Genomic DNA, 23,332 nt, shown 5'->3' on the forward strand with positions numbered 1-23,332 from the left:
CTGCAACCGCAGGGACGGGCGATGTCAGGCGTCTGAAACCGCGATCAGGCGTTGCGGTTCAGCGCGGCGCCCAGGATGTCGCCCAGCGACGCGCCCGAGTCGGACGAGCCATACTGGTCGATGGCTTCTTTCTCCTCGGCGATCTCGCGCGCCTTGATCGACAGGCCCAGACGGCGGGTCTTGGTGTCGATGTTGGTGACGCGGGCATCGACCTTGTCGCCGACGCCGAACCGCTCGGGGCGCTGGTCCTGGCGGTCGCGGGCCAGGTCCGAACGGCGGATGAACGACTTGACGCCGTTGTATTCCACCTCGATCCCGCCATCCTCGATGGCGGTCACTTCGACCGTCACGACCGAGCCACGCTTCACGCCGTCAACGGCTTCGGCCATGTGCTCGTTTTCCAGGGCCTTGATCGACAGGCTGATGCGTTCCTTTTCGACATCCACGTCCTGGACGACGGCTTTCACCACGTCGCCCTTGCGGAAGTCCTGGATCGCGTCCTCGCCGCGGGCATCCCACGAGATGTCCGACAGGTGGACCATGCCGTCGATATCGCCTTCCAGGCCGATGAACAGACCGAACTCGGTGATGTTCTTGACCTCGCCCTCGATGACGGTGCCCGAGGGATGCGTTTCCGCAAAGACTTCCCACGGGTTGCGCTGCGTCTGCTTCAGACCCAGCGACACGCGGCGCTTGGCTTCGTCGATCTCCAGCACCATCACGTCGACCTCTTGCGAGGTGGAGACGATCTTGCCCGGATGGACGTTCTTCTTGGTCCAGGACATTTCGGACACGTGGACCAGACCCTCGACCCCGGCTTCCAGCTCGACGAAGGCGCCATAGTCGGTGATATTGGTCACGCGGCCCTGGTGGACCGAGCCGATGGGGAACTTGTCGCCCACGGTGTCCCACGGATCGGACTGAAGCTGCTTCATGCCCAGGCTGATGCGGTGGCTGTCCTTGTTGATCTTGATGACCTGGACCTTCAGGGTCTCGCCGATCGACAGGATTTCCGACGGGTGGTTGACGCGGCGCCAGGCCATGTCGGTGACGTGCAGCAGGCCGTCAACGCCGCCCAAGTCGACGAAGGCGCCGTATTCGGTGATGTTCTTGACGACACCATCGACGGTCTGGCCTTCGGTCAGGTTGGCGATGACCTCGGCGCGCTGTTCGGCGCGGCTTTCTTCCAGGATGGCGCGGCGCGACACGACGATGTTGCCCCGGCGGCGGTCCATTTTCAGGATCTGGAACGGCTGCTTCAGGCCCATCAGGGGGCCGGCGTCGCGCACGGGGCGCACATCGACTTGGCTACCGGGCAGGAAGGCCACGGCGCCGCCCAGATCGACGGTGAAGCCGCCCTTGACGCGGCCGAAGATGGCGCCTTCGACGCGCTCTTCATCGGCATAGGCTTTTTCCAGGCGGTCCCAGGCTTCCTCGCGGCGGGCCTTCTCGCGGCTGATCGAGGCTTCGCCGCGGGCGTTTTCCACGCGGTCCAGATAGACCTCAACCTCGTCGCCAACCTTGATGTTGGGCTCTTCGCCGGGATTTGCGAATTCCTTCAGATCGACGCGGCCTTCCATCTTGTAGCCGACGTCGATGATGGCCTGTCCCGCCTCGATGGCGATGACGCGGCCCTTGACGACCGAACCTTCGTCCGGGGTATCAATGTCGAAGCTTTCGTTCAGGAGGGCTTCGAATTCCTCCATGGTCGCTTTAGCGCACATATATGATCGGTTTCCTTTACGACGATTTTTACTGGCCATGCGGTTGGCTCCGCCGGTCTTTATGGCGTCCTTCGGCAACGACAAAGGGTCGCGGCATGACGCCCGACCCGTTCGGATGCGGTCTGTTCTGACCCTGTCGCCCAAAGACTGGCGGTATATAGTCGCGTTTCGCCTGCAACTCAACGCCAAAGTGACGAAGGGGCGCGATATGTCTGGCTGGAAATATCGCTTGCGGGATCGCGGGCCGGGGCGATAGGTTCACCGGGACATAACGCCCGAGGCCCCGATGATCCGCCCTGCCCTGCTGCTTGCCCTGGCCGCCACCCCCGCCCTGGCCGAGGACGTGACGGTCTTCGCCGCCGCCTCGCTGAAGAACGCGCTGGACGAGGTTGCGGCGGGCTTTACCCGGGACACCGGCAACCGGGTGACGATTTCCTATGCGGGCTCGAACGCGCTGGCCAAGCAGATCATCGAGGGCGCGCCCGCCGATGTCTTCATCTCGGCCAGCGACGAGTGGATGGACGAGGTCGAAAAGGCTGGCCTTGTTCGGGACCGCGCCGACCTGCTGGGTAATCGGCTGGTGCTGGTCGCGCATGGCGATGGAAAACCCGTGGCGATGTCGGCAGATACCGATCTGGCGGCGATGCTGGACGGCGGCAAGCTGGCGATGGCGCTGGTCGATTCCGTGCCTGCCGGGCAATACGGCAAGGCGGCGCTGGAAAGCCTGGGCCTGTGGGACGACGTGGGGGCCGAGGTGGCACAATCCGACAACGTGCGCGCGGCCCTGGCCCTGGTCGCGACCGGAGAGGCGCCCTATGGCATCGTCTATGCCACCGACGCGGCGGCCGAGGATGACGTGACCGTGGCGGGCGAGTTTCCTGCCGACAGCCATCCCCCGATCACCTATCCCGCCGCGCTGCTGGCCGGGGCGGATGACGCCGACCGCGCCTTTTATGACGCCTTGTCGGACGATGCCGCCGATGCGATCTTTGCCCGGCATGGCTTCACGGTGGCGGACTGACTTGGCCGACTGGCTGACCCCTGACGCCTGGCAGGCCGTCCGCCTGTCGCTGAAGGTCTCGCTGTGGGCGGTGGCGGCCAGCCTGCCGCTGGGCGTCTTCGTCGCCCATGCCCTGGCGCGCTGGCGCTTTCCGGGGCATGGGCTGTTGAACGGGCTGGTGCATCTGCCGCTGGTGCTGCCGCCGGTCGTCACGGGCTATCTGCTGCTGCTGGCCTTCGGGCGGCGCGGTTGGGTGGGGCAATGGCTGGACCAGGTGGGCATCGTTTTCGCCTTCCGCTGGACCGGCGCGGCGCTGGCCGCCGCCGTGATGGCCTTTCCGCTGATGGTCCGCGCCATCCGCCTGTCCATCGAGGCGGTGGACCCCAAGCTGGAACAGGCGGCATCGACCCTGGGCGCGCCGGCCCCCTGGGTGTTCCTGACCGTAACCCTGCCGCTGATCCTGCCCGGCATCCTCGCGGGGGCGATCCTGGCCTTCGCCAAGGCCATGGGCGAATTCGGCGCGACGATCACCTTCGTGTCGAACATCCCCGGCCAGACGCAGACCCTGCCCTCGGCCATCTATGCCTTCCTGCAGGTGCCGGGGGGCGAGGCTGCCGCCGCCCGGCTGGTCGTCATCGCCATCGTCATCGCCATGGGTGCGCTGTTTTTGTCGGAGGGACTGTCGTGCATGATCGCCCGCCGCATCCGGGGGGCGTGATGCTGTCCGTCGCCCTGCGCCATGCCTTCCCCGGCTTCACGCTGGACGCCGCTTTCGAGGCGCCCGCCGGGCTGACCGCGCTGTTCGGACAATCGGGATCGGGCAAGACCACCATCGTGAACGCCGTCGCAGGCCTGCTGCGCCCGCAATCGGGGCGCGTGACGGTCGGGGACACCGTGCTGACCGACAGCGCGCGGGGCATCTTCCTGCCGCCGCACCGGCGCGGCATCGGCTATGTCTTCCAGGAGGCGCGGCTTTTCCCGCACCTGACCGTGCGGCAGAACCTGCTCTATGGCCACTGGTTCACCGGGCGCGGCCGTCCGTCCGACCTGCCGCGCGTGGTCGAGATGCTGGGCATCGGCCCCCTGCTGCCCCGCCGCCCCGCCGCGCTGTCGGGGGGCGAACGGCAGCGGGTCGCGCTTGGCCGGGCGATCCTGTCGCATCCCCGGATGCTGCTGATGGACGAGCCTCTGGCAGCCCTTGACCAGGCGCGCAAGGATGAAATCCTGCCCTATCTGGAGCGCCTGCGCGACCATGTGGGACTGCCGATCCTGTATGTCAGCCATTCCCCGGCCGAGGTCGCGCGGCTGGCAACCACGGTGGTTCTGGTGGACAAGGGACGCGTCACCACAGCCGGGCCGGTCGCTGCCATGCTGTCCGACCCCGCCACGGCGCCGCTGCTGGGCCTGTCAGAAACCGGCGCCCTCCTGACCGCCCGGGTCGAGGCGCAGGAGGCGGACGGCCTGACGCGCCTTGCCACGCCTTCTGGCCCGCTGTTCCTGCCCCGGATCGCAGCGCCCGTGGGAACCGCGCTGCGCCTGCGCATCCTGGCGCAGGACGTGATGATCGCGACCGCACCGCCCCAAGGGATTTCCGCGCTGAACGTGATCCCCGCCCGGGTGCGCGACCTGACCCCGACCGGCGACGGCGTGCTGGTGCGGCTGGAGGCGGGCGGTCAGGTGATCCTGTCGCGGATCACGGCGCGGTCAGCCGCAGCCCTGCGCCTGGAACCGGGCCTGCCGGTTCATGCCGTGCTGAAGGCGGTTTCCGTGGCCCCCGGCACGATCGGCGTTTCCGCCGGCTGATGGGCCACCCAGATCCCGCTTTCGCGCGAAAAATATTCGTATTCGGGCGGGCGGAAGGATGGTTCGTCCATGGGGGCGATATGGCGTTCGATGGTCAGCAACGTCCCGTCGATCTGCAAGACCGCGAATTCGTTCTGCCGGTCGGACGGACGCCCGCACAAGGCCGTGCCCGCCTGGATCTGCAGCACGCCCGGATGCGCGGTCTGGTCCAGCATCGCCCCCGTCGCCCAGACATGCAGATGCCCCGACAGCACGATCTGCGCGCCCGCGCGTTCCAGCCGGGCCAGGGCCTCGGGCGCGCGGCGGGTCAGTTCCTTGTCCACCTGGGCCAGGTGTTCCAGCGGATGATGCAGGGCCACGATGTTCATCGCCAGCGGGTCGAGGCCGCCGATCACGCGCCCGATCTCTCCCTCGCGGATGATGCCGCGCTGCACGGCGAAGGGATCGACGCTGTTCATGCCCAGCACCCGGACCGCGCCCGCCTGCCGCGTGGGCGTCAGGTCCGGCCCCACCGTGCGGCGATAGCCCGCGAAGGGCGTCAGGTAACGGACGGCCAGGTTATACAGCGGCACGTCATGGTTGCCCGGCACCGCCATCAGCGGCGCCTGGATCCGCGCCAGGAAGGCCGCCGCCTGGGCATACTGGTTCCGCCGCCCGCGATGCGTCACGTCACCCGTCACGACCACCAGATCGGCGCGGGCGCGGTTGACGCAATCCAGCAGGGCGTCGGTCAGCGCCGCGCGGTGAAGGCCGAAATGCAGGTCCGACAGGTGGACGATCCGCGTCACGCCTCGGCGCCCTTGGTCTTGCTGCTGCCGTCGGCGGGGACCAGCACCTTCAGCGCGCCATGCCGGACCTTCAGGTCGAAAGGGCTGACCATGCGGGTCTTTTCGCCGTCATGGGCGATCAGCTGCTGGCGCTTGCCGGTTTCGATGGTCAGGCTGTCGGTGATGATCAGGTCGAAGTCGCTGTCCCTGGCGCTGAGCCCGAAGGCCAGCCGGAAGGCCGACCGCAGCAGCGGCAGCGGGCGGCGCGCCTTGGCGATCAGAACGGCGAAATTGCCCGCCCGGATCGCGTCGGCGCCATCCAGCCCGAAGGCCTCCAGCTGATAGGCGCTGCGGGCGACGAAGACCAGGGCCGTGGTGAAGTTCCGCGACCGCCCATCGACCCTGGCCGTCAGCCGCATCGGATGGCGCAGCCGCCGCATCGCCACAAGCACCGACCAATAGGCCGCAAGGCGCGACCGGCCCCAGCGTTCATAGATCCCCTCGCGCGTCTTCAGGATATGGGGATAGGCGCCCAGGCTGACATTGTTCAGGAAGACCAGGTTCTCAATTTGCCCGACATCGACGCGCCTGACCCGGGCGTCCAGCAGCGTTTCCAGCGCATCCTCGACCGTCTCGCCCACGCCCAGGTCGCGCGCGAAATAGTTGAAGGTGCCGCCCGGCAGCACGCCCATCACCGTTTCCGTCCCGGTCAGGGCCCCCGCGACCGCCGATTGCGTTCCGTCGCCCCCATGGGCCACGACGATGTCGAAGCCATCCTCGACCGCCTGGCGGGCAAGGCTGGACAACTGGTCACCCCGGTCGGTTTCGCGCAGGGCGAACTCGGCGACCTTGCCCTCCAGCGCGTCGCGGATGGCCTGGGCCTGCTGCCGGCCATCCTTCTTGCCCGACCCGAGATTGCCGATCACGCACAATCGGCAAGCGGACAGGTCCACCTTATCGGCTGTATCGCGCATCCGTCCCCCGATGTGATGTTCTTCCCTCAACACCCGGGCAGCACCGAGGGTTTCACAAGCGGCGGATCAAAGGCGCTGCACGGCCTCCTGGACCGAGGGGCGCAGGCCCGTGCCCCCGGCCCGGAGATAGGATTTCAGCTGGTCCCGCATCCGGGGTTCCCAGTAATCCTTCAGATGCGCGGCGATCTTGTCGGGCGCATGGCCGGGCTGCGTGTCGAAGAAGGTGGCGATCTGGTTGGCCATGGTGACCATCTTTTCAGGCGACATCGGAAACCTCGGCGCGCAGCCGCTGGGGGTGGCAGAACAGGTCGAACCCCTCGCCCCGCGCGAAGGCGGCAAGGGTCAGGCCCGCGCCCTCGGCCAGGCGCAGGGCGTGCAGCGTGGGGGCCGATACCGCGATCAGGATGGCGCAGCCCGCCATGACGCATTTCTGCACCATCTCGGTGGACACGCGGCTGGTCAGGACGATGGCGCCCTGGGCAGGGTCGATCCCCTGCCGGGCCATGGCGCCGATCAGCTTGTCCAGGGCATTGTGGCGGCCCACATCCTCTCTCGCCAGAACGACGCCCTGCCCCGGCAGCAGGAAGCCCGCCGCGTGGACGGCCCGCGTGCGGTCATGCAGGGGCTGCCAGTTGCGCAGCGAGTCGGTGGCCGCCGCGATCTCCTGGACCGTCAGCACCGGACCTGCATCGGCAATGCTGGGCAGCGACCGTACCGCAGCCTCGATGCTGTCGATTCCGCAAAGGCCGCAGCCGACCGGCCCGGCCAGCGACCGGCGGCGGGCGGCAAGCGCCGCGCCGCGATCCTCGGCCAGCCACATCTGCGCCTCGATGCCCTTGGGGTGGGCCAGCACGTCGCAACTGGCGATCTGGTCCAGGCCGGTCACGATCCCTTCGGTCAGCGAGAAACCCACCGCGAAGTCCTGCACGTCGGCAGGGGTCGCCATCATCACGGCATGGGTCGAGCCGTCATAGACCATGGCGATGGCCGTTTCCTCGGGCAGCGCGCGCGTCACCGCGACGTGGCTTCCGGGGCGGTGATGGGTCGCGTCCGTGGCCCCGAAGGGCGGCGGCAAGTCCATGGTCTACTCCGCTGCGGTCAGGATCCGGCGCGAGCGTTCGGCCTGTTCAGCATAGCTTTCCTGCCATTCCGAAGGACCGTTCGAGGGGCTGACCTGTACCGCCGTCACCTTGAATTCCGGGCAGTTCGTCGCCCAATCCGAAAAATCGGTGGTGACCACGTTAGCCTGGGTCGAGGGGTGATGGAAGGTCGTATAGACCACCCCCGCCGCCACCCGGTCCGTCAGCACAGCCCGCAGCGTGGTTTCCCCCGCGCGGGATGCCAGCCGCACCCAATCGCCGTCCTTGATGCCCCGGAACTCGGCATCGTGGGGGTTGATCTCCAGCACGTCCTCGGGGTGCCAGACGACGTTGTCGGTCCGCCGGGTCTGGGCGCCCACGTTGTATTGCGACAGGATCCGCCCGGTGGTCAGCAGCAGCGGGAAGCGCGGGCCGGTGCGTTCGTCGGTCGCCACATATTCCGTGACCATGAAATGCCCCTTGCCCGAGACGAAGCCGTCCACATGCATCAAGGGGGTGCCGTCCGGCACCGTCTCGTTGCAGGGCCACTGGACGGAGCCCTTCTCCTCCAGCACCTCATAGGTGACGCCGGCGAAACTGGGCGTGGTGGCCGCGATCTCCTCCATGATCTGGCTGGGATGGGTATAGTGCCAGTTCGCGCCCATGGCGTTCGCCAGAAGCTGCGTGACCTCCCAATCCTCATAGCCGTTGCGGGGGGCCATCACCTTGCGGACACGGTTGATGCGGCGTTCGGCATTGGTGAAGGTGCCGTCCTTTTCCAGGAAGGACGATCCCGGCAGGAAGACATGGGCGTAATTCGCCGTCTCGTTCAGGAACAGGTCGTGGACGATCACGCATTCCATCGCCGCAAGGCCCGCCGCGACATGGTGGGTGTCGGGATCGGATTGCAGGATATCCTCGCCCTGGCAGTAAAGGCCCTTGAACGTGCCCTCGACCGCCGCGTCCAGCATGTTCGGGATGCGCAGGCCGGGCTCGGGGTCGATCTCGCAGCCCCAGGCCTTCTCGAAGATGGCGCGGACATCGGGCAGCTTGACGTGGCGATAGCCGGGCAGTTCGTGGGGGAAACTGCCCATGTCGCAACTGCCCTGCACGTTGTTCTGGCCCCGCAGCGGGTTCACGCCCACGCCGGGGCGGCCGATATTGCCGGTCAGCATGGCAAGGTTGGCGATGCCGATCACGGTCGTGGACCCTTGCGAATGTTCCGTCACGCCCAGGCCATAGTAGATCGCGCCGTTGCCGCCGGTGGCATAAAGCCGGGCCGCCGCGCGCAGGTCGGCGGCGGGAACGCCGGTCAGCAGCTCCACGTTTTCCGGCGCATGGCGCGGGTCGCTGACGAAATCGACATAGAACTGGAACTCATCCCAATCGCAGCGGGTGCGGATGAAGTCCTCGTCGAACAGGCCCTCGGTCACGATGACATGGGCCATGGCGGTGACAACCGCCACGTTGGTGCCGGGTTTCAGCGGAAGGTGATAGGCGGCTTGGATATGGGGCGAACGCACGATGTCGGTGCGGCGCGGATCGACCACGATCAGCTTGGCGCCCTGGCGCAGGCGCTTTTTCAGGCGGCTGGCAAAGACCGGATGGCCGTCGGTCGGGTTCGCGCCGATCACCATCACCACGTCGGCCTGTTCCACGCTGTCAAAGTCCTGCGTGCCAGCCGATGTGCCATAGGTCTTGCCCAGACCGTATCCGGTCGGCGAATGGCAGACGCGGGCGCAGGTGTCGGTGTTGTTGTTGCCGAAGACCGCGCGGGTCAGCTTTTGCACCAGATAGGTTTCCTCGTTGGTGCAGCGGCTGGAGGTGATGACGCCCACCGACTTGCGGCCATACTTTTCCTGGATGCCCTTCAGGCGGTTCGCGGCAAAGGACAGCGCCTCGGCCCATTCGACCTCGCGCCACGGCTGGTCGATGGTGTCGCGGATCATCGGACGCAGGATCCGGTCCTTGTGCTGGGCATAGCCATAGGCGAAGCGGCCCTTGACGCAGCTATGGCCCCGGTTGGCCTTGCCGTGCTTGTAGGGGACCATGCGCACAAGCTGGTCGCCGTTCAGTTCCGCCTTGAAGCTGCACCCCACCCCGCAATAGGCGCAGGTAGTGATGACCGACCGCTGCGGCGTGCCCAGTTCGATCACCGACTTTTCCTGCAAGGTCGCGGTCGGGCAGGCCTGCACGCAGGCGCCGCAGGACACGCAGTCCGAGGACAGGAAATCGTCCCCGATGGCCCCCGCCTTGACGCGGCTGTCAAAGCCACGGCCCTCGATGGTCAGCGCGAAGGTGCCCTGCACCTCCTCGCAGGCGCGGACGCAGCGGGAACAGACGATGCACTTGGCCGGGTCATAGGTAAAATAGGGGTTGCTTTCGTCCTTGGGGGTGTAATGCGCATTCACCCCCACGCCGTCGCGTTGGGCGAAGTGGTTCAGCAGCGTCGCCCCCTCGGGCGCCTTATACCGCACGTCGCGCAGGCCCACGGCACCCGCCATGTCCTGCAATTCGCAATCGCCATTGGCGGCGCAGGTCAGGCAGTCCAGCGGGTGGTCGCTGATGTAAAGCTCCATCACCCCCTTGCGCATCCGGCGCAGCTTGTCGGACTGGGTGTGGACGACCATGCCTTCCATCACCGGCGTCGTGCAGGACGCGGGCGTGCCCCGGCGGCCCTCGATCTCCACCACGCAGAGGCGGCAGGATCCGAAAGCCTCCATGTTGTCGCTGGCGCACAGCTTCGGGACCATGATCCCGGCCTCGGCGGCGGCGCGCATGACGGAGGTGCCCTCCGGCACGGTGATGTCGATCCCGTCCACGGTCAGCGTGACCGGCAGACCGGCCTTGGCAGGCGTGCCCATGTCACGGTCGTCGCCCGGGGGGTATTGGGGGATGATGAAGTCTCTCATTCGGCTGCCTCCCTAAAGGTGGCGAAATCGTCGGGGAAGTTTCTGAGCGCGGACATGACCGGGAAGGGCGTGAAGCCGCCAAGCGCGCAAAGCGATCCGTCCTTCATCGTCTCGCACAGGTCGGTCAGCAGCGGGATCGCCGCCGGGTCGCCCTGGGCGATGCGGTCGATCGTTTCCACCCCGCGCACCGCGCCGATCCGGCAGGGCGTGCATTTCCCGCAGGATTCGACGGCGCAGAACTCCATCGCGAAGCGCGCCATCTTCAGCATGTCCACGCTGTCGTCAAAGACCACCACACCGGCATGGCCGATCAGCCCGCCGTTCTGGTCGAATTCCTCGTATCCCATCGGCGTGTGGAACTGGTCGATGTGCATGTAGGCGCCCAGGGGGCCGCCCACCTGCACCGCCTTGACGGGACGCCCGCTGGCCGTGCCGCCGCCGATGTCGTTCACGACCTCGCCCAGGGTCAGGCCGAAGGCGGTCTCGAACAGCCCGCCGCGCTTGACGTTTCCGGCGATCTGCAAGGTCACGGTGCCGCGCGAACGGCCCAGGCCGAAATCGGCGTAATGCTGCGCGCCGCGTTCAAAGATCACCGGAATGGTGGTCAGCGAGATCACGTTGTTCACGACGGTGGGCTGGCCCAGGAAGCCTTGCAGCGCGGGCAGAGGCGGCTTGGCGCGCACGGTGCCGCGCTTGCCTTCCAGGCTGTTCAGCAGGCTGGTTTCCTCGCCGCAGACATAGGCGCCCGCGCCGGTGCGGACCTCCATGTCGAAGGCGCGGCCGGACCCGAGAACATCGGCACCCAGCAGCCCCCGCTGGCGGGAAATCTGGACCGCCTGGGTGAGGATGGAAATGGCGTCCGGGTATTCGGACCGCAGATAGACATAGCCGCGCGTGGCGCCCACGCCGAGGCCCGCGATCACCATGCCCTCGATCAACTGGAACGGATCGCCCTCGATGATCATGCGGTCGGCGAAGGTGCCGCTGTCGCCCTCGTCGGCGTTGCAGACGATGTATTTCTGCGACGCTTCGGCCTCGGCCACGGTCTTCCACTTGATGCCGGTCGGAAAGCCCGCCCCGCCGCGTCCGCGAAGGCCGCTGTCGATGACCTCCTGCACGATCTGCGCCTTGGTCATGGTCAGCGCGCGGCGCAGGCCGACAAGGCCGCCATGAGCCTGGTAATCGTCCAGATCCAGCGGGTCGATCAGCCCGCAACGGGCAAAGGTCAGCCGGGTCTGGCGGGCGAACCAGTCGATGTCCTCCACCCGGCCAAGGCCGTTCAGCTTGCCGTCCAGCAGAGCCGGCACCTGGTCGGGGGTCACGTTTCCGTAACCGATCCGGCCCTGGGGCGTATCGATCTCGACCAAGGGTTCCAGCCAGACCATGCCGCGCGTGCCGTTGCGGATGATATGGATATCCAGACTGCGCGCCTTGGCCTCGCGCGCAAGCGCGTCGGCGACATCATCCGCGCCAAGCGCCCGGGCGGCGCTGTCCAGGGGGACGAAGATCCTCATGCGCCCACCTCAGCCAGGATGCGGTCCATGCGGGCGTCATCGACGCGGCCCACGACGCGGCCATCGACCATGGCGGCGGGGGCGCAGGCGCACATGCCAAGGCAATAGACGGGTTCAACCGTCACCGCGCCGTTGGGCGTGGTGCCGTGCCAGCCGATCCCCAGCTTTTGCAGGGTGGATTCGGCCAGGGCGTTGGCGCCCATGGACTGGCAGGCCTCGGCCCGGCAGATCTTCAGGACGTGGCGGCCCGCCGGATGGGCGCGGAAATCGTGATAGAAGCTGATGACGCCATGCACCTCGGCCCGGCCCAGGTTCAGGATATCCGCCAAGACCGGCACGGCGACCTGAGGGACAAAGCCCCAAGTGTCCTGCAGCGCGTGCAGCATCGGCAGAAGTGGCCCTTCCAGGGAAGCGAGCGGTGCGACGACGCCCCGGATCTCCTCCTCGGTCGGGGCTGGCGCATGGGAATGCATAGGCTGGCCTTTCGACGGTCTTTCGACCGCCATCCAAGCAAGCGGGCAATCCAGAATCAATATCGTTGTTCCGTCAGTTGATAGGGTTTATCTATCAACCGCCATGCGCCGGGCCTCGGCCAGCAAGGCTTCCAGCACCGGCGTATGCGGTTCGCGCCAGGGTGCCACAAGGCCCACGGAATGGCTGGCGCCGTCGCCGTCCAGCGGAATGGTCCGCAGCGGCTTGCCCTGGGTCAGGAAAGCCGCGATGTCTTCGGGCAGGATGGTGATCCAGCCGCCTTCCAGCACGTGGGCCACCAGAACCACGGTGGAACTGGACTCGACAGTGGCCTGCGGGGTCACGCCCGCCTCGATCAGGTTGCGGTTGATGATGCGGCGGTTCTGCATGTCGCCGGTCAGCAGGCACAACCGATGCCCCGCCAGATCCGACCAGGCGATCCGGTCCTGCCCGGCCAGCGGAGAGTCCGCGCCGCAGACCAGCATGTAGCGTTCGTCGTAAAGGCTGACGGTGCTGACCCGGCCCAGGGGTTCGTTGTCCAGATAGGAAATCCCCGCATCCACGTCCAGATCGTCGATCATCTGCAGGATCTCGACCGAGGTGCGCGACAGGATGGTCATGCCGACATTCGGATGGGCCGCCCCGAAGCGCGCGCTGATCCGGGCGGCCCAGGTCAGCGCCGTGGGGATCACGGCGATGCGCAACTGGCCCGACAGGCCGTGGCGGGTCGCCCGCATCTCCTCCCTCAACTGCCGGGTGTCGCCCACGATGCGGCGCGCCCAGACAAGCGCCGACTGGCCTTCAGGCGTCAGACCGCCAAAGCGCGATCCGCGAAAGACCAGCAGCACGCCCAACTGTTCCTCAAGCTGCTTGATGCCCGCCGACAGGGTGGGCTGCGTGATGCCCAGGCTGGCGGCGGCGCGGCCGAAGTGGCGTTCCTTGGCGACGGCCAGGAACATCTCCAGCTTGTCGATCATTCGGCGGGGGCGGGCGCGGCCTCGTCCAGGCGGTTCCTGCGGCCGCCCAGAAGCCGGACCATCAGCACGAAGAACAAGGGCGCGAACAGGATCCCCAGGATCGTCGAAGCCATGGTCCCGCCGATCACCGTGGCGCCAATGGCGTTTCGGCCATTGGCCCCCGCCCCGGTGGACAGGACCAGCGGCAGCACGCCCAGGGTAAAGGCGATCGAGGTCATGATGATCGGTCGGAACCGCTGGCGCGCGGCCTCGACCACGGCCTTGAACAGCGGGATGCCCTGTTCGGACTGTTCGCGGGCGAATTCCACGATCAGGATGGCGTTCTTGCCCGTCAACCCGATCACGGTCAGCAGGCCCACCTGGAAGAAGACGCCGTTGTCGAAGCCGCCCAGGTATGCACCCGCAAGCGCGCCCAGCACGCCGATGGGCATGACCAGGATCACCGCCAGCGGGATCGACCAGCTTTCGTAAAGCGCGGCCAGGCACAGGAACACGGCGGCCAGCGACAGCGCGTAAAGCAGCGTCGTCTGGTCGCCCGATTCCTGTTCTTCCAGCGACAGGCCCGTCCAGGCCACGGCGAAACCGGGCATCTGGGCGACCAGCCGCTCAACCTCGGCCATGGCCTCGCCGGTGCTGACGCCGGGGGCGGGGCCGCCCTGGATCTGCATGGCCGGGATCCCGTTATAGCGGTTCAGCCCCTGCGGCCCGAAGGTCCAGTCCCCAGTCGAGAAGTTGGAAAACGGCACCAGCCCGCCGCTGGCATTCCTGACGCGCCACTTGTCGAAATCGCTGGGGGCGGACCGCGACGTGGCCTCGCCCTGGACATAGACGCGCTTGATGCGGCCCCTGTCCACGAAGTCGTTCACATAGCGGCCCGTCCAGGCGATCTGCAGCAGGTTCGCCACATCGGTCGCCGTGACCCCCATGGCCCCCGCCTGCCGCCAGTCGATGTTCAGCTTGAACTGCGCCGCATCCTCCAGCCCCGAGGGGCGGACCTGCGCGATTACCTGGCTTTGCGAGGCCATGCCCAGGAACTGGTTGCGGGCGGCCAGCAATTCCTCGTGGCTCTGCCCGCCGCGGGCCTGAAGGTAGAAGTCGAAGCCCGAGACGTTGCCAAGCTCGATCACCGAAGGGGGCACGATGGGAAAGACCATCGCGTCCTGGATGCCGCTGAGCGCGCCGAAGGCCCGGCCCGCGACCGCCTGGACCGATTGCGCGGGGTCGGGGCGGTCCTTCCAGTCCTTCATGCGCACGAAGGCCATGCCGACGTTCTGCCCCTGCCCCGCGAAGCTGAAGCCCACCACGCCGAACATCGAATCGACCGAGTCCTTTTCCTGGTTCAGGAAGTAGTCCTGCACCTGGTCGATCACCGCCGCCGTCCGTTCCGCCGTGGCCCCGGTCGGCCCCTGGATCAGCACGAACATGATGCCCTGATCCTCGTCCGGCAGGAACCCTTCGGGCGTGCGCAGGAACAGCAGCACCATCGCCGCGCCAAGCGCCGCATAGATCAGCAGCACGCGCAAGGGACGGCGCACGATCCAGCCCACCGCGCCGGTATAGCCGTCCGTGGTGCGGTCGAAGTTGCGGTTGAACCAGCCGAACAGCCCGCGCTTCGTGTGATGGTCCTTGGACCGCAGCAGCGTGGCGCACAGCGCAGGCGTCAGCGTCAGCGCGACCAGCACCGACAAGGCCATGGCCGAGACGATGGTGATGGCGAACTGTTGATAGATCACCCCGGTCGAGCCGCCGAAGAAGGCCATCGGCACGAAGACCGCCGACAGCACCAGCGCGATGCCGATCAGCGCGCCGGTGATCTGGCCCATGGATTTGCGGGTGGCTTCGCGCGGCTCAAGCCCCTCCTCCTCCATGATCCGTTCGACGTTTTCCACCACCACGATGGCGTCGTCCACCAGAAGGCCGATGGCCAGCACCATGGCCAGCATGGTCAGCGTGTTGATGGAAAAGCCGAAGGCCGCCATGATGCCGAAGGTGCCCAGCAGGACGATAGGCACGGCCAGCGTCGGGATCAGCGTCGCTCGCCAGTTCTGCAGGAAGACATACATGACGATGAAGACCAGCACGATGGCCTCGATCAGCGTCTTGACGACTTCCTCGATGGAGATTTCCACGAAGGGCGAGGTGTCGAAGGGGATGACGTATTCCACGCCCTCGGGGAAGAACTCGGCGAACTCGACCATCCGCGCCTTGACGCGTTCGGCGGTGTCCAGCGCGTTCGCCCCTGGCGCCAGCGACAGCGCCATCCCGGCGGCGGGCCGCCCGTTATAGGTCGCCTCGGTCGCATAGCTTTCCGCGCCGATTTCCACCCGCGCCACGTCGCGCAGCAGGACCAGGCCGCCGTTCTCCTCGGCCCGCAGGACGATCTGGCGGAAATCCTCGGGCGTGGACAACAGCGACTGCGCGGTGACGGTGGCGTTCAACTGCTGGCCTTCGACCGTGGGCAGGTCGCCGAAGGCTCCGGCGGAAATCTGCGTGTTCTGCGCCGACACGGCCGCCACCACGTCCGAGGGCGCGATTTCATAAGCCGCCAGCTTGTCGGGGTCCAGCCAGATGCGCATGGCATAGGGCGATCCGAAGACCTGCACGCTGCCCACGCCCTCGACCCGGGACAGGTCGTCCACCAGGTTCGAGAACATGTAGTCCGACAGATCCGTCTGGTCATAACTGTCGTTGCCGATCAGGCCGATCACCATCAGGAAGCCCGCCGTCGATTTCTCGACCACGACGCCCTGGCGCTGCACGGGTTCAGGCAAAAGCGGCGTGGCCTGCGACAGCTTGTTCTGGACCTGGACCTGGGCGATGTCCACGTCGGTCCCGGTTTCAAACGTCAGCGTCGTTTCGGACGCGCCGGCGGACGACGAGCCCGACGAGATATAGCGCAGCCCGTCAAGGCCCGTCATCTGCTGTTCGATCACCTGGGTCACGGTGTTCGAGATCGTCTCGGCCGAGGCGCCGGGATAGGTCGCGCGGACCGTGACCGAGGGCGGTGCGATCTGCGGGTATTGCGCAATCGGCAGCGACAGGATCGACAGGATGCCGATGCCCATGATGATGATCGAGATGACCCAGGCGAATACCGGACGGTCGATGAAGAAACGGGCCATGATCTGTCACGCCTTGCTTGTCTGGACCGTCAGTTGCCCGACGCGTCTGCGGTGTCTTCGCCTTGTCCGGCGGGGGCGGCTTGTGCTTCGGCAGGGGCGGCGGCTTCCGCGCCGCGTTCCTGCGGCACCACGGTGGCGCCCGGTCCGATCCGCTGCAATCCCGCCACGACCACGCGGTCGCCCGGCGCAAGCCCGTCCGTCACCACCCACCGGGCGCCGCGATCCTGGGCGATTTCCAGCGTGCGTTCCTCGACCACGTTCTGGTCGTTCACGACCATCGCCACGGGACGCCCGCGCCGGTCGCGGCTGACGCCTTCCTGCGGGGCGAGGATCGCGTCCTTCAACTGGCCCTGCGGGATGTCGGCCAGAACGAACATGCCCGGCAGCAGGAAGCCGTCGGGATTGGCGAATTCCATCCGCAGGGTGATGACGCCGGTCGTCTCATCGACATGCGGCTCGGCTGCGGTCATGGATCCGGTGTGTTCATAGGTGCTGCCGTCGGGAAGCCGCAGCGTCACGGTGCGGTCGGTGCCCTGGGGCAGCGCGGCCTCGGAGCCAAGGCGTTGCCAGCGGATGATCTCGGCCGCGGACTGGGTCACGTCCACGCGGACCGGGTCGATGCGCCGGATCACGGCCAGGGGCGTCGCCTGCCCCGCCGTGACCAGGGCACCGGCGCTGACCTGCGCCAGGCCGATCACGCCGTCGATGGGCGCGGTGATGGTGGTCCGGTCCAGGTCGATCTGGGCCGCCAGAACCTGCGCCTGCGCCGCCTTGACGGCGGCCTCGGCGGCGTCGCGGGCGGCGATGGCGCTGTCCTGGGTCTGCTCGCTGGCCACGCGCCGGTCGCGCAGGGTCACGACGCGCTCGGCCTCTCGCCGGGCGGCGTCGGCCTGGGCCTGGGCCTGGGCCAGCGCCGCCTGGGCCTGCGCCACGGCGGCTTCATAGGTGCGGGGGTCGATGCGATACAGGGGATCGCCCTCGGCCACGCGGCTGCCCTCGTCGAACAAACGCTCGACGATCAGGCCGCCGACCTGGGGGCGCAATTCCGCCTCGGCCGAGGCCACGACGCGGCCCGGCAGGCTGGCGGTCAGGGTCACGTCCTCGGCCTTCAGGGTGACGACCGTCACGGCAGGGGGCGGCATCTCTCCGCCCGGGGCCTGGGCGGAAAGGCCATGCGGGGCCGCTGCCGCGACCATGCCGGCAAGAACAAGGATTCGTGTCAGCGTCGCCATGCTGTCCATACCGTCTGGGATAAATAACCGATGCTGGCGCCCGCCCGTTCGCAAGGGCAGTCCGTCGCCGCCGCTCACGCTATCGTCAAGCGGCGGCAAGGACAACGGGTCCGTTGCGATTTCCGGCGCTTGCCTGACGAACCGGCACAAGGCACTGTGGGCAGGGACAGGGCAACAAGGGGGAAACCGATGCCAGCCTATCTGATCGCGGATGTGAAGGTCACGGACGATGCCTGGGTGCCCGACTACGCCGCCCGCGTCCACGAGATCGCGGCCCGGCATGGCGGCCGCTATCTGTCGCGGTCCGGCAATATCGACACGCTGGAGGGCACGCCCCTGGGCGGCACCCTTGTCGCGCTGATCGAGTTCCCGTCCAAGGAGGCCGCGCGCGCCTTTGCGGCCGATCCCGAATACGCCCCCTTTGGCAAGGCGCGCAAGGCGGGCAGCGTCAGCAATTTCCACCTGATCGACGACACCGACCTGGCGGGGGCCATCCCCTATCTGCCGAAAGGTTGAGGCATCGCATTGCCGCGCCCGGCATAAAGGTGCAAGGAACGGGGGCGGCGACTTGGTTCGGAACACGCGATGGATTTTGCCTATGGCCCGGCCCTGATCCGGGTGAACATGCCCGACCGGCCCGCGCTGCTGGCCGAGGTGACGCGCCGCCTGCGCGCGGGCGAGGGGTTCGCGCTGGCGACGCTGAACCTGGATCACCTGGTCAAGCTGCGGGGGGACCGCGCCTTCCGCGAGGCCTATGCCGCCCAGGATCTGGTGGTGGCGGATGGCAATCCCATCGTCTGGCTGTCGCGCCTGGCCCGCCGCCCGGTGGGACTGGTGCCGGGGTCCGATCTGGTGATCCCCCTGGCGGATCTTGCGGCGGCCCAGGGCGTGGGCATCGCCCTGGTCGGTACGACCGAGGCCGCGCTTGCTGCGGCGGCGGAAGAAATCGAACGCCGCGCGCCCGGCTGCCGGATCGTCCTGCGGATCGCCCCGCCGATGGGCTTCGACCCCGACGGCGATGCGGCGCGCGATCTGCTGCACCGGGTCCGGGACAGCGGTGCAAGGCTGTGCTTCCTGGCCCTTGGCGCGCCCCGGCAGGAACGGTTGGCGGCGCGGGGCCGGGCCGAGGCGCCTGCGGTGGGCTTTGCCTCAGTCGGCGCGGGGCTGGACTTCCTGGCCGGGAACCAGACGCGCGCGCCCGAATGGGTCAGGCGCATCGCGATGGAATGGGCGTGGCGGATGCTGTCGGCGCCCCGGCGGCTGGTGCCCCGCTATGCCCGCTGCGCCGCCATCCTGCCGTCCGAGGCCGTGGCGGCCCTGAGGCAGCGGCGCTGATCAGCAGCCGGTCCGGCCCACCACCACCGCCACGGTCCGCAGCAGGATCCGCAGGTCGCTGCCAAAGGACAGGCTGCGTTCATAGCGGTCGTCATACAAGGCCCGGTCGGCAAAGGTGGTCCGGTTGCGCCCGGCGGTCTGCCAGAAGCCGGTAATGCCGGGACGCAGGCGGTAATAGCCGTCGCCCCCATACATCGCCTGCTGGTCCGGCATCATGGGGCGCGGGCCGACCAGGCTCATCTCGCCGGTCAGGACGTTCCACAACTGCGGCAGCTCGTCCATCGAGCTTGCGCGCAGCACCCGGCCAAAGCGCGTCACCCTGGGATCGTCGCGCAGCTTCTGCCTTGCGTTCCATTCCAGCCGCGCTTCGGGGTTTTCCGCCAGATAAGCCTCCAGCCGCCCTTCTGCGTCATGGACCATGCTGCGCAGCTTCCACATGCGGAAGATCCGGCCGTCGCGCCCGATCCGCCTTTGCGCGTAAAAGGGGTTCTTGCCGTCCGCCATCACGACAAGCGCCAGAAGCAGGATCAGCGGCACCACCACGGGCGAGGCCAGCAGAACCGCCAGGATGTCCAGCGGGCGCTTGATCAGGCTGCGATACAGCCAGGGACGCGGTTTCTCAAGGGAAGGGGCGGCAGCGACATCGGCCAGAACGATCGAACGGGATTCAAGGAACATCTTTACCTGCACATCACAAAAGAACATGCCCCGAAAAAGAAGGGCGATCACCAGCAACACGCCGAAGATACCAGACCCCTTAACGGGTTACTATTCGTTAAAGTTCGATTCAAATGGTTAAACACTTGTCAATTTGTACAGTTTGTCTGTGCAGACAGCCCGAAAACCGTGCGTGATCCCTGCGCGGCACATCGGGACAAGGCGTTGATTCTGGCTTGTCACGTCCCGCTTGACGGGAACCGGGCCACGGGCCGGGGACTTTCCCCCGGCACTTGGTTGAACTGCGCCCGTTTCCGCCTATTCTGCGGTGCAACAGGCCTGCTGCACGACGGATAAGGAAACCGAATATCATGACCGACGAGACCCGCCGCCGCGCCGAAGACTTCCGCGCCCAGATCGAGGATCTGACCCGGGCCCCCCTGCCCGAGCCCAGGGCCGACCCCCTGTCCACCCGCCCCGCCGATCCCCAGCTTGCCGCCGAGATCCGCCGCCGCATGGACGAGATCGACCTGGGCGACACCGGATCCATCGTGCGCTTCGGCACCCGCGCCCAGGCGGGCCTGCAGGAGATCAGCCAGAAGATGCTGGCCGATGTCAAAAGCAAGGACGTGGGCCCGGCGGGCGAAAGCCTGCGCAGCATCGTCACCACCATCCGGGGCTTTTCCACCAGCGAACTGGACATGCGCCGGACGCGCAGCTGGTGGGAAAAGCTGCTGGGCCGGTCCGCGCCCTTCGCCAAGTTCGTGGCGAACTACGAACAGGTCCAGACCCAGATCGACCGCATCACGGTGGAACTGGAACGGCACGAACAAACGCTGCTCAAGGACATCAAGTCGCTGGACCTGCTCTATGACCACACGCTGACCTTCTATGACGAACTGGCGCTTTATATCGCCGCGGGCGAGGAGAAGCTGGCGGAACTGGACGGCAAGGCGATCCCCGACCTGGAAGCCCGCATGAAGGCCGCCCCCGAGGAAGAGCAGGTGATGCAGGCGCAGGCCCTGCGCGACCTGCGGGCGGTGCGCGATGACCTGGAACGGCGCGTCCACGACCTGAAGCTGACGCGGCAGGTGACGATGCAGTCCCTGCCCTCGATCCGGCTGGTGCAGGAAAACGACAAGTCGCTGGTGACCAAGATCAACTCGACCCTGGTGAACACCGTGCCCTTGTGGGAAACGCAGCTGGCCCAGGCGGTGACGATCCAGCGCAGCGCCGAGGCCGCGCGCGCCGTCAAGGAGGCCAGCGACCTGACCAACGACCTGCTGACCCGCAACGCCGACAACCTGCGCCAGGCCAATGTCCAGATCCGCACGCAAACCGAACGCGGCGTATTCGACATCAACGCCGTCAAGGCCGCCAACGCGCAACTGATCGCCACCATCGAGGACAGCCTGCGCATCGCCGACGAAGGCCGCGCGCGCCGCAGCGCCGCCGAAAGCGAGCTGACCAAGATGGAGGCCGAGCTTCGCGACACACTGGCCCGCGCGACCGCGCAGCGCCAGGACGGACGGTCGGCGCCGGGGACGCCGTTGCGGCAATGACGCTGCCTCGGGTCAGGGCTTGGCGCCTGCTGCCCCTGCTGGGGCTTCTGGCCGTGGCCGGCTGCGGGGCCCCCGAACCCTCGCCGCCGGTTGCCGACGCGCCGCCCACCATCCGCCCCGATCCCGGCCCTTCGCAAGAGGCGTTGCGCAAGGCGCGCGCCGAACGCAACCGCGCCGCCAATGCCGCCGCCGCCGAGGCCCTGGTCAAGGCCAGCGCCGCCAGCACCGCGCAGCGCGATTTCTATTCCCGCGCCGAACAATCCCTGCGCGCTCAGGGCCGCCTGCGGCGCGACCGCGTGCCGCTGGACGCCCCCATCGACGCCGAGACGCTGACCCGCAACTTCATCGCCGTCGCCCTGCGCGACGAATACGGCCAGGGCGGCATCCAGGCGGGCAACGGCGGCGCGCCTGCGCCCCTGCGTCGCTGGCAGGATCCGGTGCGCTTCCAGATCGAGTTCGGCACCACCTCGGACGTGGCGACGCGCCGCGCCTGGCGGGTCGAGGTCAGCCAGTTCGCCGCCCGCCTGGCCGAGGCGACGGGCCACCGCGTGTCCCTGACCGACAGCGGCGGCAACTTCATCGTGATGGTCCTGTCCGACGACGAACGCCGCGCCATCGGCCCACGCCTGGCGCAGCTTGTGCCGGGCATCCCCGCGCAGGACATCGCCGTCATGCAGGATCTGGACGCGGACAACTTCTGCACGGTCTTTGCCTATTCGCGCGGCGCCGCGCCCGTCTATTCCAACGCCGTCGCCCTGATCCGGGCCGAGCTTCCGCCGCTTCTGCAAAGTTCCTGCATCCACGAGGAACTGGCGCAGGGCATGGGCCTGGCCAATGACAGCCCCGACGCCCGCCCCTCGATCTTCAACGACGACGAGGAATTCGCCCTGCTGACCCGGCACGACGAACTGCTGCTGCGGATCCTTTATGACCCGCGCCTGCGCCCCGGCATGACGCGGGCCGAGGCCGAGCCGGTCGTCAGGCAGATCGCGACCGAGTTGCTGGGCCAGGACATCTGACAGCCATCTTGCGCGGGGCCTTCCCGGCCCCCTAACATGGACCAGGCATCCCCGAGGAGGCGAACATGGCGATCTTCGACATTCTGGGCGGCGAGTTCATCGAGGTCATCGAATGGACCGACGACACCCGCGACACGATGGTCTGGCGTTATCCCACCGTCGGCAACGCCATCAAGTACGGCGCCAAGCTGACCGTCCGCGAAGGCCAGGCCGCCGTCTTCGTGCATGAAGGGCAACTGGCCGACACCTTCGGCCCCGGCCTGTATATGCTGGAGACGAACAACCTGCCGGTCCTGACCCGGCTTCAGCATTGGGACCACGGCTTCCGCAGCCCCTTCAAGTCCGAGATTTATTTCGTCAACACGACCCGCTTCAACGACCTGAAATGGGGCACGCGCAACCCGATCATGGCGCGCGACCCGGAATTCGGCCCCGTGCGCCTGCGCGCCTTCGGCACCTATTCCATGCGCGTGACCGACCCCGCCCGCTTCATGACGGAAATCGTGGGCACGGATGGCGAATTCACCCGGGACGAGATCGCCTTCCAGATCCGCAACGTGATCGTGCAGGAGTTTTCCCGCGTGATCGCCGGGTCCGGCATCCCGGTTCTGGACATGGCGGCCAATACCGGCGACCTGGGCAAGCTGGTCGCCCAGGCGATCGAGCCGACGATTGCCGCCTATGGCATCTCGATCCCGGAATTCTATATCGAAAACATCAGCTTGCCCCAGGATGTCGAGAAGATGCTGGACAAGCGCACCTCCATGGGGATCCTGGGCGACCTGGACCGCTTCGGCCAGTATGCGGCAGGCGAGGCGATGGTGAATGCCAGCCAGAACCCTGGCGCGGCAGGCGCGGGCATGGGGGCCGCCATGGGCGCGGCGCTTGGCGCGGGCATGGCCGCCCGTCCCGTCTCGGGGCCCTGGGGCAGCATCCCGCAGGCCGGGGCCGCGACCCCGCCGCCCGTGCCGCCGCAGGCGGATGCACAATGGCATGTGGCCCTGAACGGTGCGGCAGAGGGCCCCTTTGACCGCGCGCAACTGCAACGCCTGGCGACCGAGGGGCGCGTGATGCGCGACACGCTGGTCTGGACGCCCGGCCAGGACGGCTGGCGCAAGGCGGGCGAGGTCGCGGACCTTGCCCCGATCTTCCCCGCCATACCGCCGCCCCTGCCCGGCTGATCC

At 67.5% G+C, this 23,332-nt stretch carries 20 protein-coding genes; 8 read left to right on the plus strand and 12 right to left on the minus strand.

Annotated elements, in window-relative coordinates; all coding sequences use genetic code 11:
* Nucleotides 1–44 precede the first annotated feature (44 nt).
* Entirely contained in the window at nucleotides 45–1,724 is a 1,680-nt protein-coding gene (rpsA, locus tag JX613_RS13655; protein WP_207102019.1) for a 30S ribosomal protein S1, read from the minus strand.
* A gap of 286 nt (nucleotides 1,725–2,010) precedes the next feature.
* Between rpsA and modA the strand changes: the two genes are divergently transcribed.
* The 3 genes from modA to modC are packed head-to-tail and all read left to right on the plus strand — an operon-like array spanning nucleotide 2,011 to nucleotide 4,527.
* Nucleotides 2,011–2,745 carry a molybdate ABC transporter substrate-binding protein gene (gene modA / locus JX613_RS13660; protein ID WP_207102020.1) on the plus strand — a complete coding sequence of 245 codons (735 nt, stop codon included), beginning with the start codon at nucleotides 2,011–2,013 and terminating at the stop codon, nucleotides 2,743–2,745.
* 1 nt (nucleotide 2,746) lies between these two features.
* Nucleotides 2,747–3,442 carry a molybdate ABC transporter permease subunit gene (gene modB / locus JX613_RS13665; protein WP_237168570.1) on the plus strand — a complete coding sequence of 232 codons (696 nt, stop codon included), beginning with the start codon at nucleotides 2,747–2,749 and terminating at the stop codon, nucleotides 3,440–3,442.
* Complete coding sequence (modC, locus tag JX613_RS13670; RefSeq protein ID WP_207102049.1) at nucleotides 3,439–4,527, plus strand: molybdenum ABC transporter ATP-binding protein; 1,089 nt, start codon at nucleotides 3,439–3,441, stop codon at nucleotides 4,525–4,527. The genes modB and modC overlap by 4 nt, the downstream gene beginning before the upstream one ends.
* On the opposite strand, the gene JX613_RS13675 is transcribed toward modC, so the two are convergent.
* The 10 genes from JX613_RS13675 to JX613_RS13720 form a co-directional block, all read right to left on the minus strand.
* Nucleotides 4,467–5,315: a metallophosphoesterase gene (locus JX613_RS13675; protein ID WP_207102022.1), complete on the minus strand. Its 849-nt coding sequence runs from the start codon at nucleotides 5,313–5,315 to the stop codon at nucleotides 4,467–4,469. The two genes, modC and JX613_RS13675, sit on opposite strands and share 61 nt — an antisense overlap.
* Complete coding sequence (locus JX613_RS13680; protein ID WP_336512306.1) at nucleotides 5,312–6,220, minus strand: diacylglycerol/lipid kinase family protein; 909 nt, start codon at nucleotides 6,218–6,220, stop codon at nucleotides 5,312–5,314. Before JX613_RS13680 ends, JX613_RS13675 begins: the two co-directional genes overlap by 4 nt.
* A 114-nt stretch (nucleotides 6,221–6,334) precedes the next feature.
* Nucleotides 6,335–6,535, minus strand: coding sequence for a formate dehydrogenase subunit delta (locus JX613_RS13685; RefSeq protein ID WP_207102024.1), 201 nt, complete (start codon nucleotides 6,533–6,535; stop codon nucleotides 6,335–6,337).
* Nucleotides 6,525–7,349 carry a formate dehydrogenase accessory sulfurtransferase FdhD gene (fdhD, locus tag JX613_RS13690; RefSeq protein WP_207102025.1) on the minus strand — a complete coding sequence of 275 codons (825 nt, stop codon included), beginning with the start codon at nucleotides 7,347–7,349 and terminating at the stop codon, nucleotides 6,525–6,527. Before fdhD ends, JX613_RS13685 begins: the two co-directional genes overlap by 11 nt.
* 3 nt (nucleotides 7,350–7,352) lie before the next feature.
* Nucleotides 7,353–10,259 carry a formate dehydrogenase subunit alpha gene (gene fdhF / locus JX613_RS13695; protein WP_207102026.1) on the minus strand — a complete coding sequence of 969 codons (2,907 nt, stop codon included), beginning with the start codon at nucleotides 10,257–10,259 and terminating at the stop codon, nucleotides 7,353–7,355.
* Nucleotides 10,256–11,773, minus strand: coding sequence for a formate dehydrogenase beta subunit (locus JX613_RS13700; RefSeq protein ID WP_207102027.1), 1,518 nt, complete (start codon nucleotides 11,771–11,773; stop codon nucleotides 10,256–10,258). Before JX613_RS13700 ends, fdhF begins: the two co-directional genes overlap by 4 nt.
* Complete coding sequence (locus JX613_RS13705; protein WP_207102050.1) at nucleotides 11,770–12,246, minus strand: formate dehydrogenase subunit gamma; 477 nt, start codon at nucleotides 12,244–12,246, stop codon at nucleotides 11,770–11,772. Before JX613_RS13705 ends, JX613_RS13700 begins: the two co-directional genes overlap by 4 nt.
* An 87-nt stretch (nucleotides 12,247–12,333) precedes the next feature.
* Nucleotides 12,334–13,221, minus strand: a complete 888-nt coding sequence (locus JX613_RS13710) for a LysR family transcriptional regulator (protein WP_207102028.1) — start codon at nucleotides 13,219–13,221, stop codon at nucleotides 12,334–12,336.
* On the minus strand, nucleotides 13,218–16,343 hold the full coding sequence (locus tag JX613_RS13715) for an efflux RND transporter permease subunit (protein WP_207102029.1): 3,126 nt from the start codon (nucleotides 16,341–16,343) through the stop codon (nucleotides 13,218–13,220). The genes JX613_RS13710 and JX613_RS13715 overlap by 4 nt, the downstream gene beginning before the upstream one ends.
* Before the next feature lie 29 nt (nucleotides 16,344–16,372).
* Nucleotides 16,373–17,575: an efflux RND transporter periplasmic adaptor subunit gene (locus JX613_RS13720; RefSeq protein ID WP_207102030.1), complete on the minus strand. Its 1,203-nt coding sequence runs from the start codon at nucleotides 17,573–17,575 to the stop codon at nucleotides 16,373–16,375.
* 189 nt (nucleotides 17,576–17,764) lie between these two features.
* Here JX613_RS13720 and JX613_RS13725 point away from each other — a divergent pair, with 189 nt between their 5' ends.
* Both JX613_RS13725 and JX613_RS13730 read left to right on the plus strand, forming a co-directional pair.
* Complete coding sequence (locus JX613_RS13725; RefSeq protein WP_207102031.1) at nucleotides 17,765–18,091, plus strand: DUF1330 domain-containing protein; 327 nt, start codon at nucleotides 17,765–17,767, stop codon at nucleotides 18,089–18,091.
* Between the two features lie 69 nt (nucleotides 18,092–18,160).
* Entirely contained in the window at nucleotides 18,161–18,910 is a 750-nt protein-coding gene (locus tag JX613_RS13730; protein WP_207102032.1) for a WecB/TagA/CpsF family glycosyltransferase, read from the plus strand.
* On the opposite strand, the gene JX613_RS13735 is transcribed toward JX613_RS13730, so the two are convergent.
* Nucleotides 18,911–19,588 carry a sugar transferase gene (locus JX613_RS13735; protein ID WP_207102033.1) on the minus strand — a complete coding sequence of 226 codons (678 nt, stop codon included), beginning with the start codon at nucleotides 19,586–19,588 and terminating at the stop codon, nucleotides 18,911–18,913.
* A gap of 350 nt (nucleotides 19,589–19,938) precedes the next feature.
* Here JX613_RS13735 and JX613_RS13740 point away from each other — a divergent pair, with 350 nt between their 5' ends.
* The 3 genes from JX613_RS13740 (at nucleotide 19,939) to JX613_RS13750 (ending at nucleotide 23,329) form a co-directional block, all read left to right on the plus strand.
* The gene (locus JX613_RS13740) at nucleotides 19,939–21,129 is read left to right on the plus strand and encodes a toxic anion resistance protein (RefSeq protein WP_207102034.1); all 1,191 of its coding nucleotides are present in this window, start codon (nucleotides 19,939–19,941) and stop codon (nucleotides 21,127–21,129) included.
* Nucleotides 21,126–22,148, plus strand: a complete 1,023-nt coding sequence (locus JX613_RS13745) for a DUF2927 domain-containing protein (protein WP_207102035.1) — start codon at nucleotides 21,126–21,128, stop codon at nucleotides 22,146–22,148. The genes JX613_RS13740 and JX613_RS13745 overlap by 4 nt, the downstream gene beginning before the upstream one ends.
* 65 nt (nucleotides 22,149–22,213) lie before the next feature.
* Nucleotides 22,214–23,329: an SPFH domain-containing protein gene (locus tag JX613_RS13750; protein WP_207102036.1), complete on the plus strand. Its 1,116-nt coding sequence runs from the start codon at nucleotides 22,214–22,216 to the stop codon at nucleotides 23,327–23,329.
* The last annotated feature ends 3 nt before the right edge of the window (nucleotides 23,330–23,332 follow it).

Source organism: Paracoccus shandongensis (assembly GCF_017315735.1).
GTDB classification, from domain to species: Bacteria; Pseudomonadota; Alphaproteobacteria; order Rhodobacterales; family Rhodobacteraceae; genus Paracoccus; species Paracoccus shandongensis.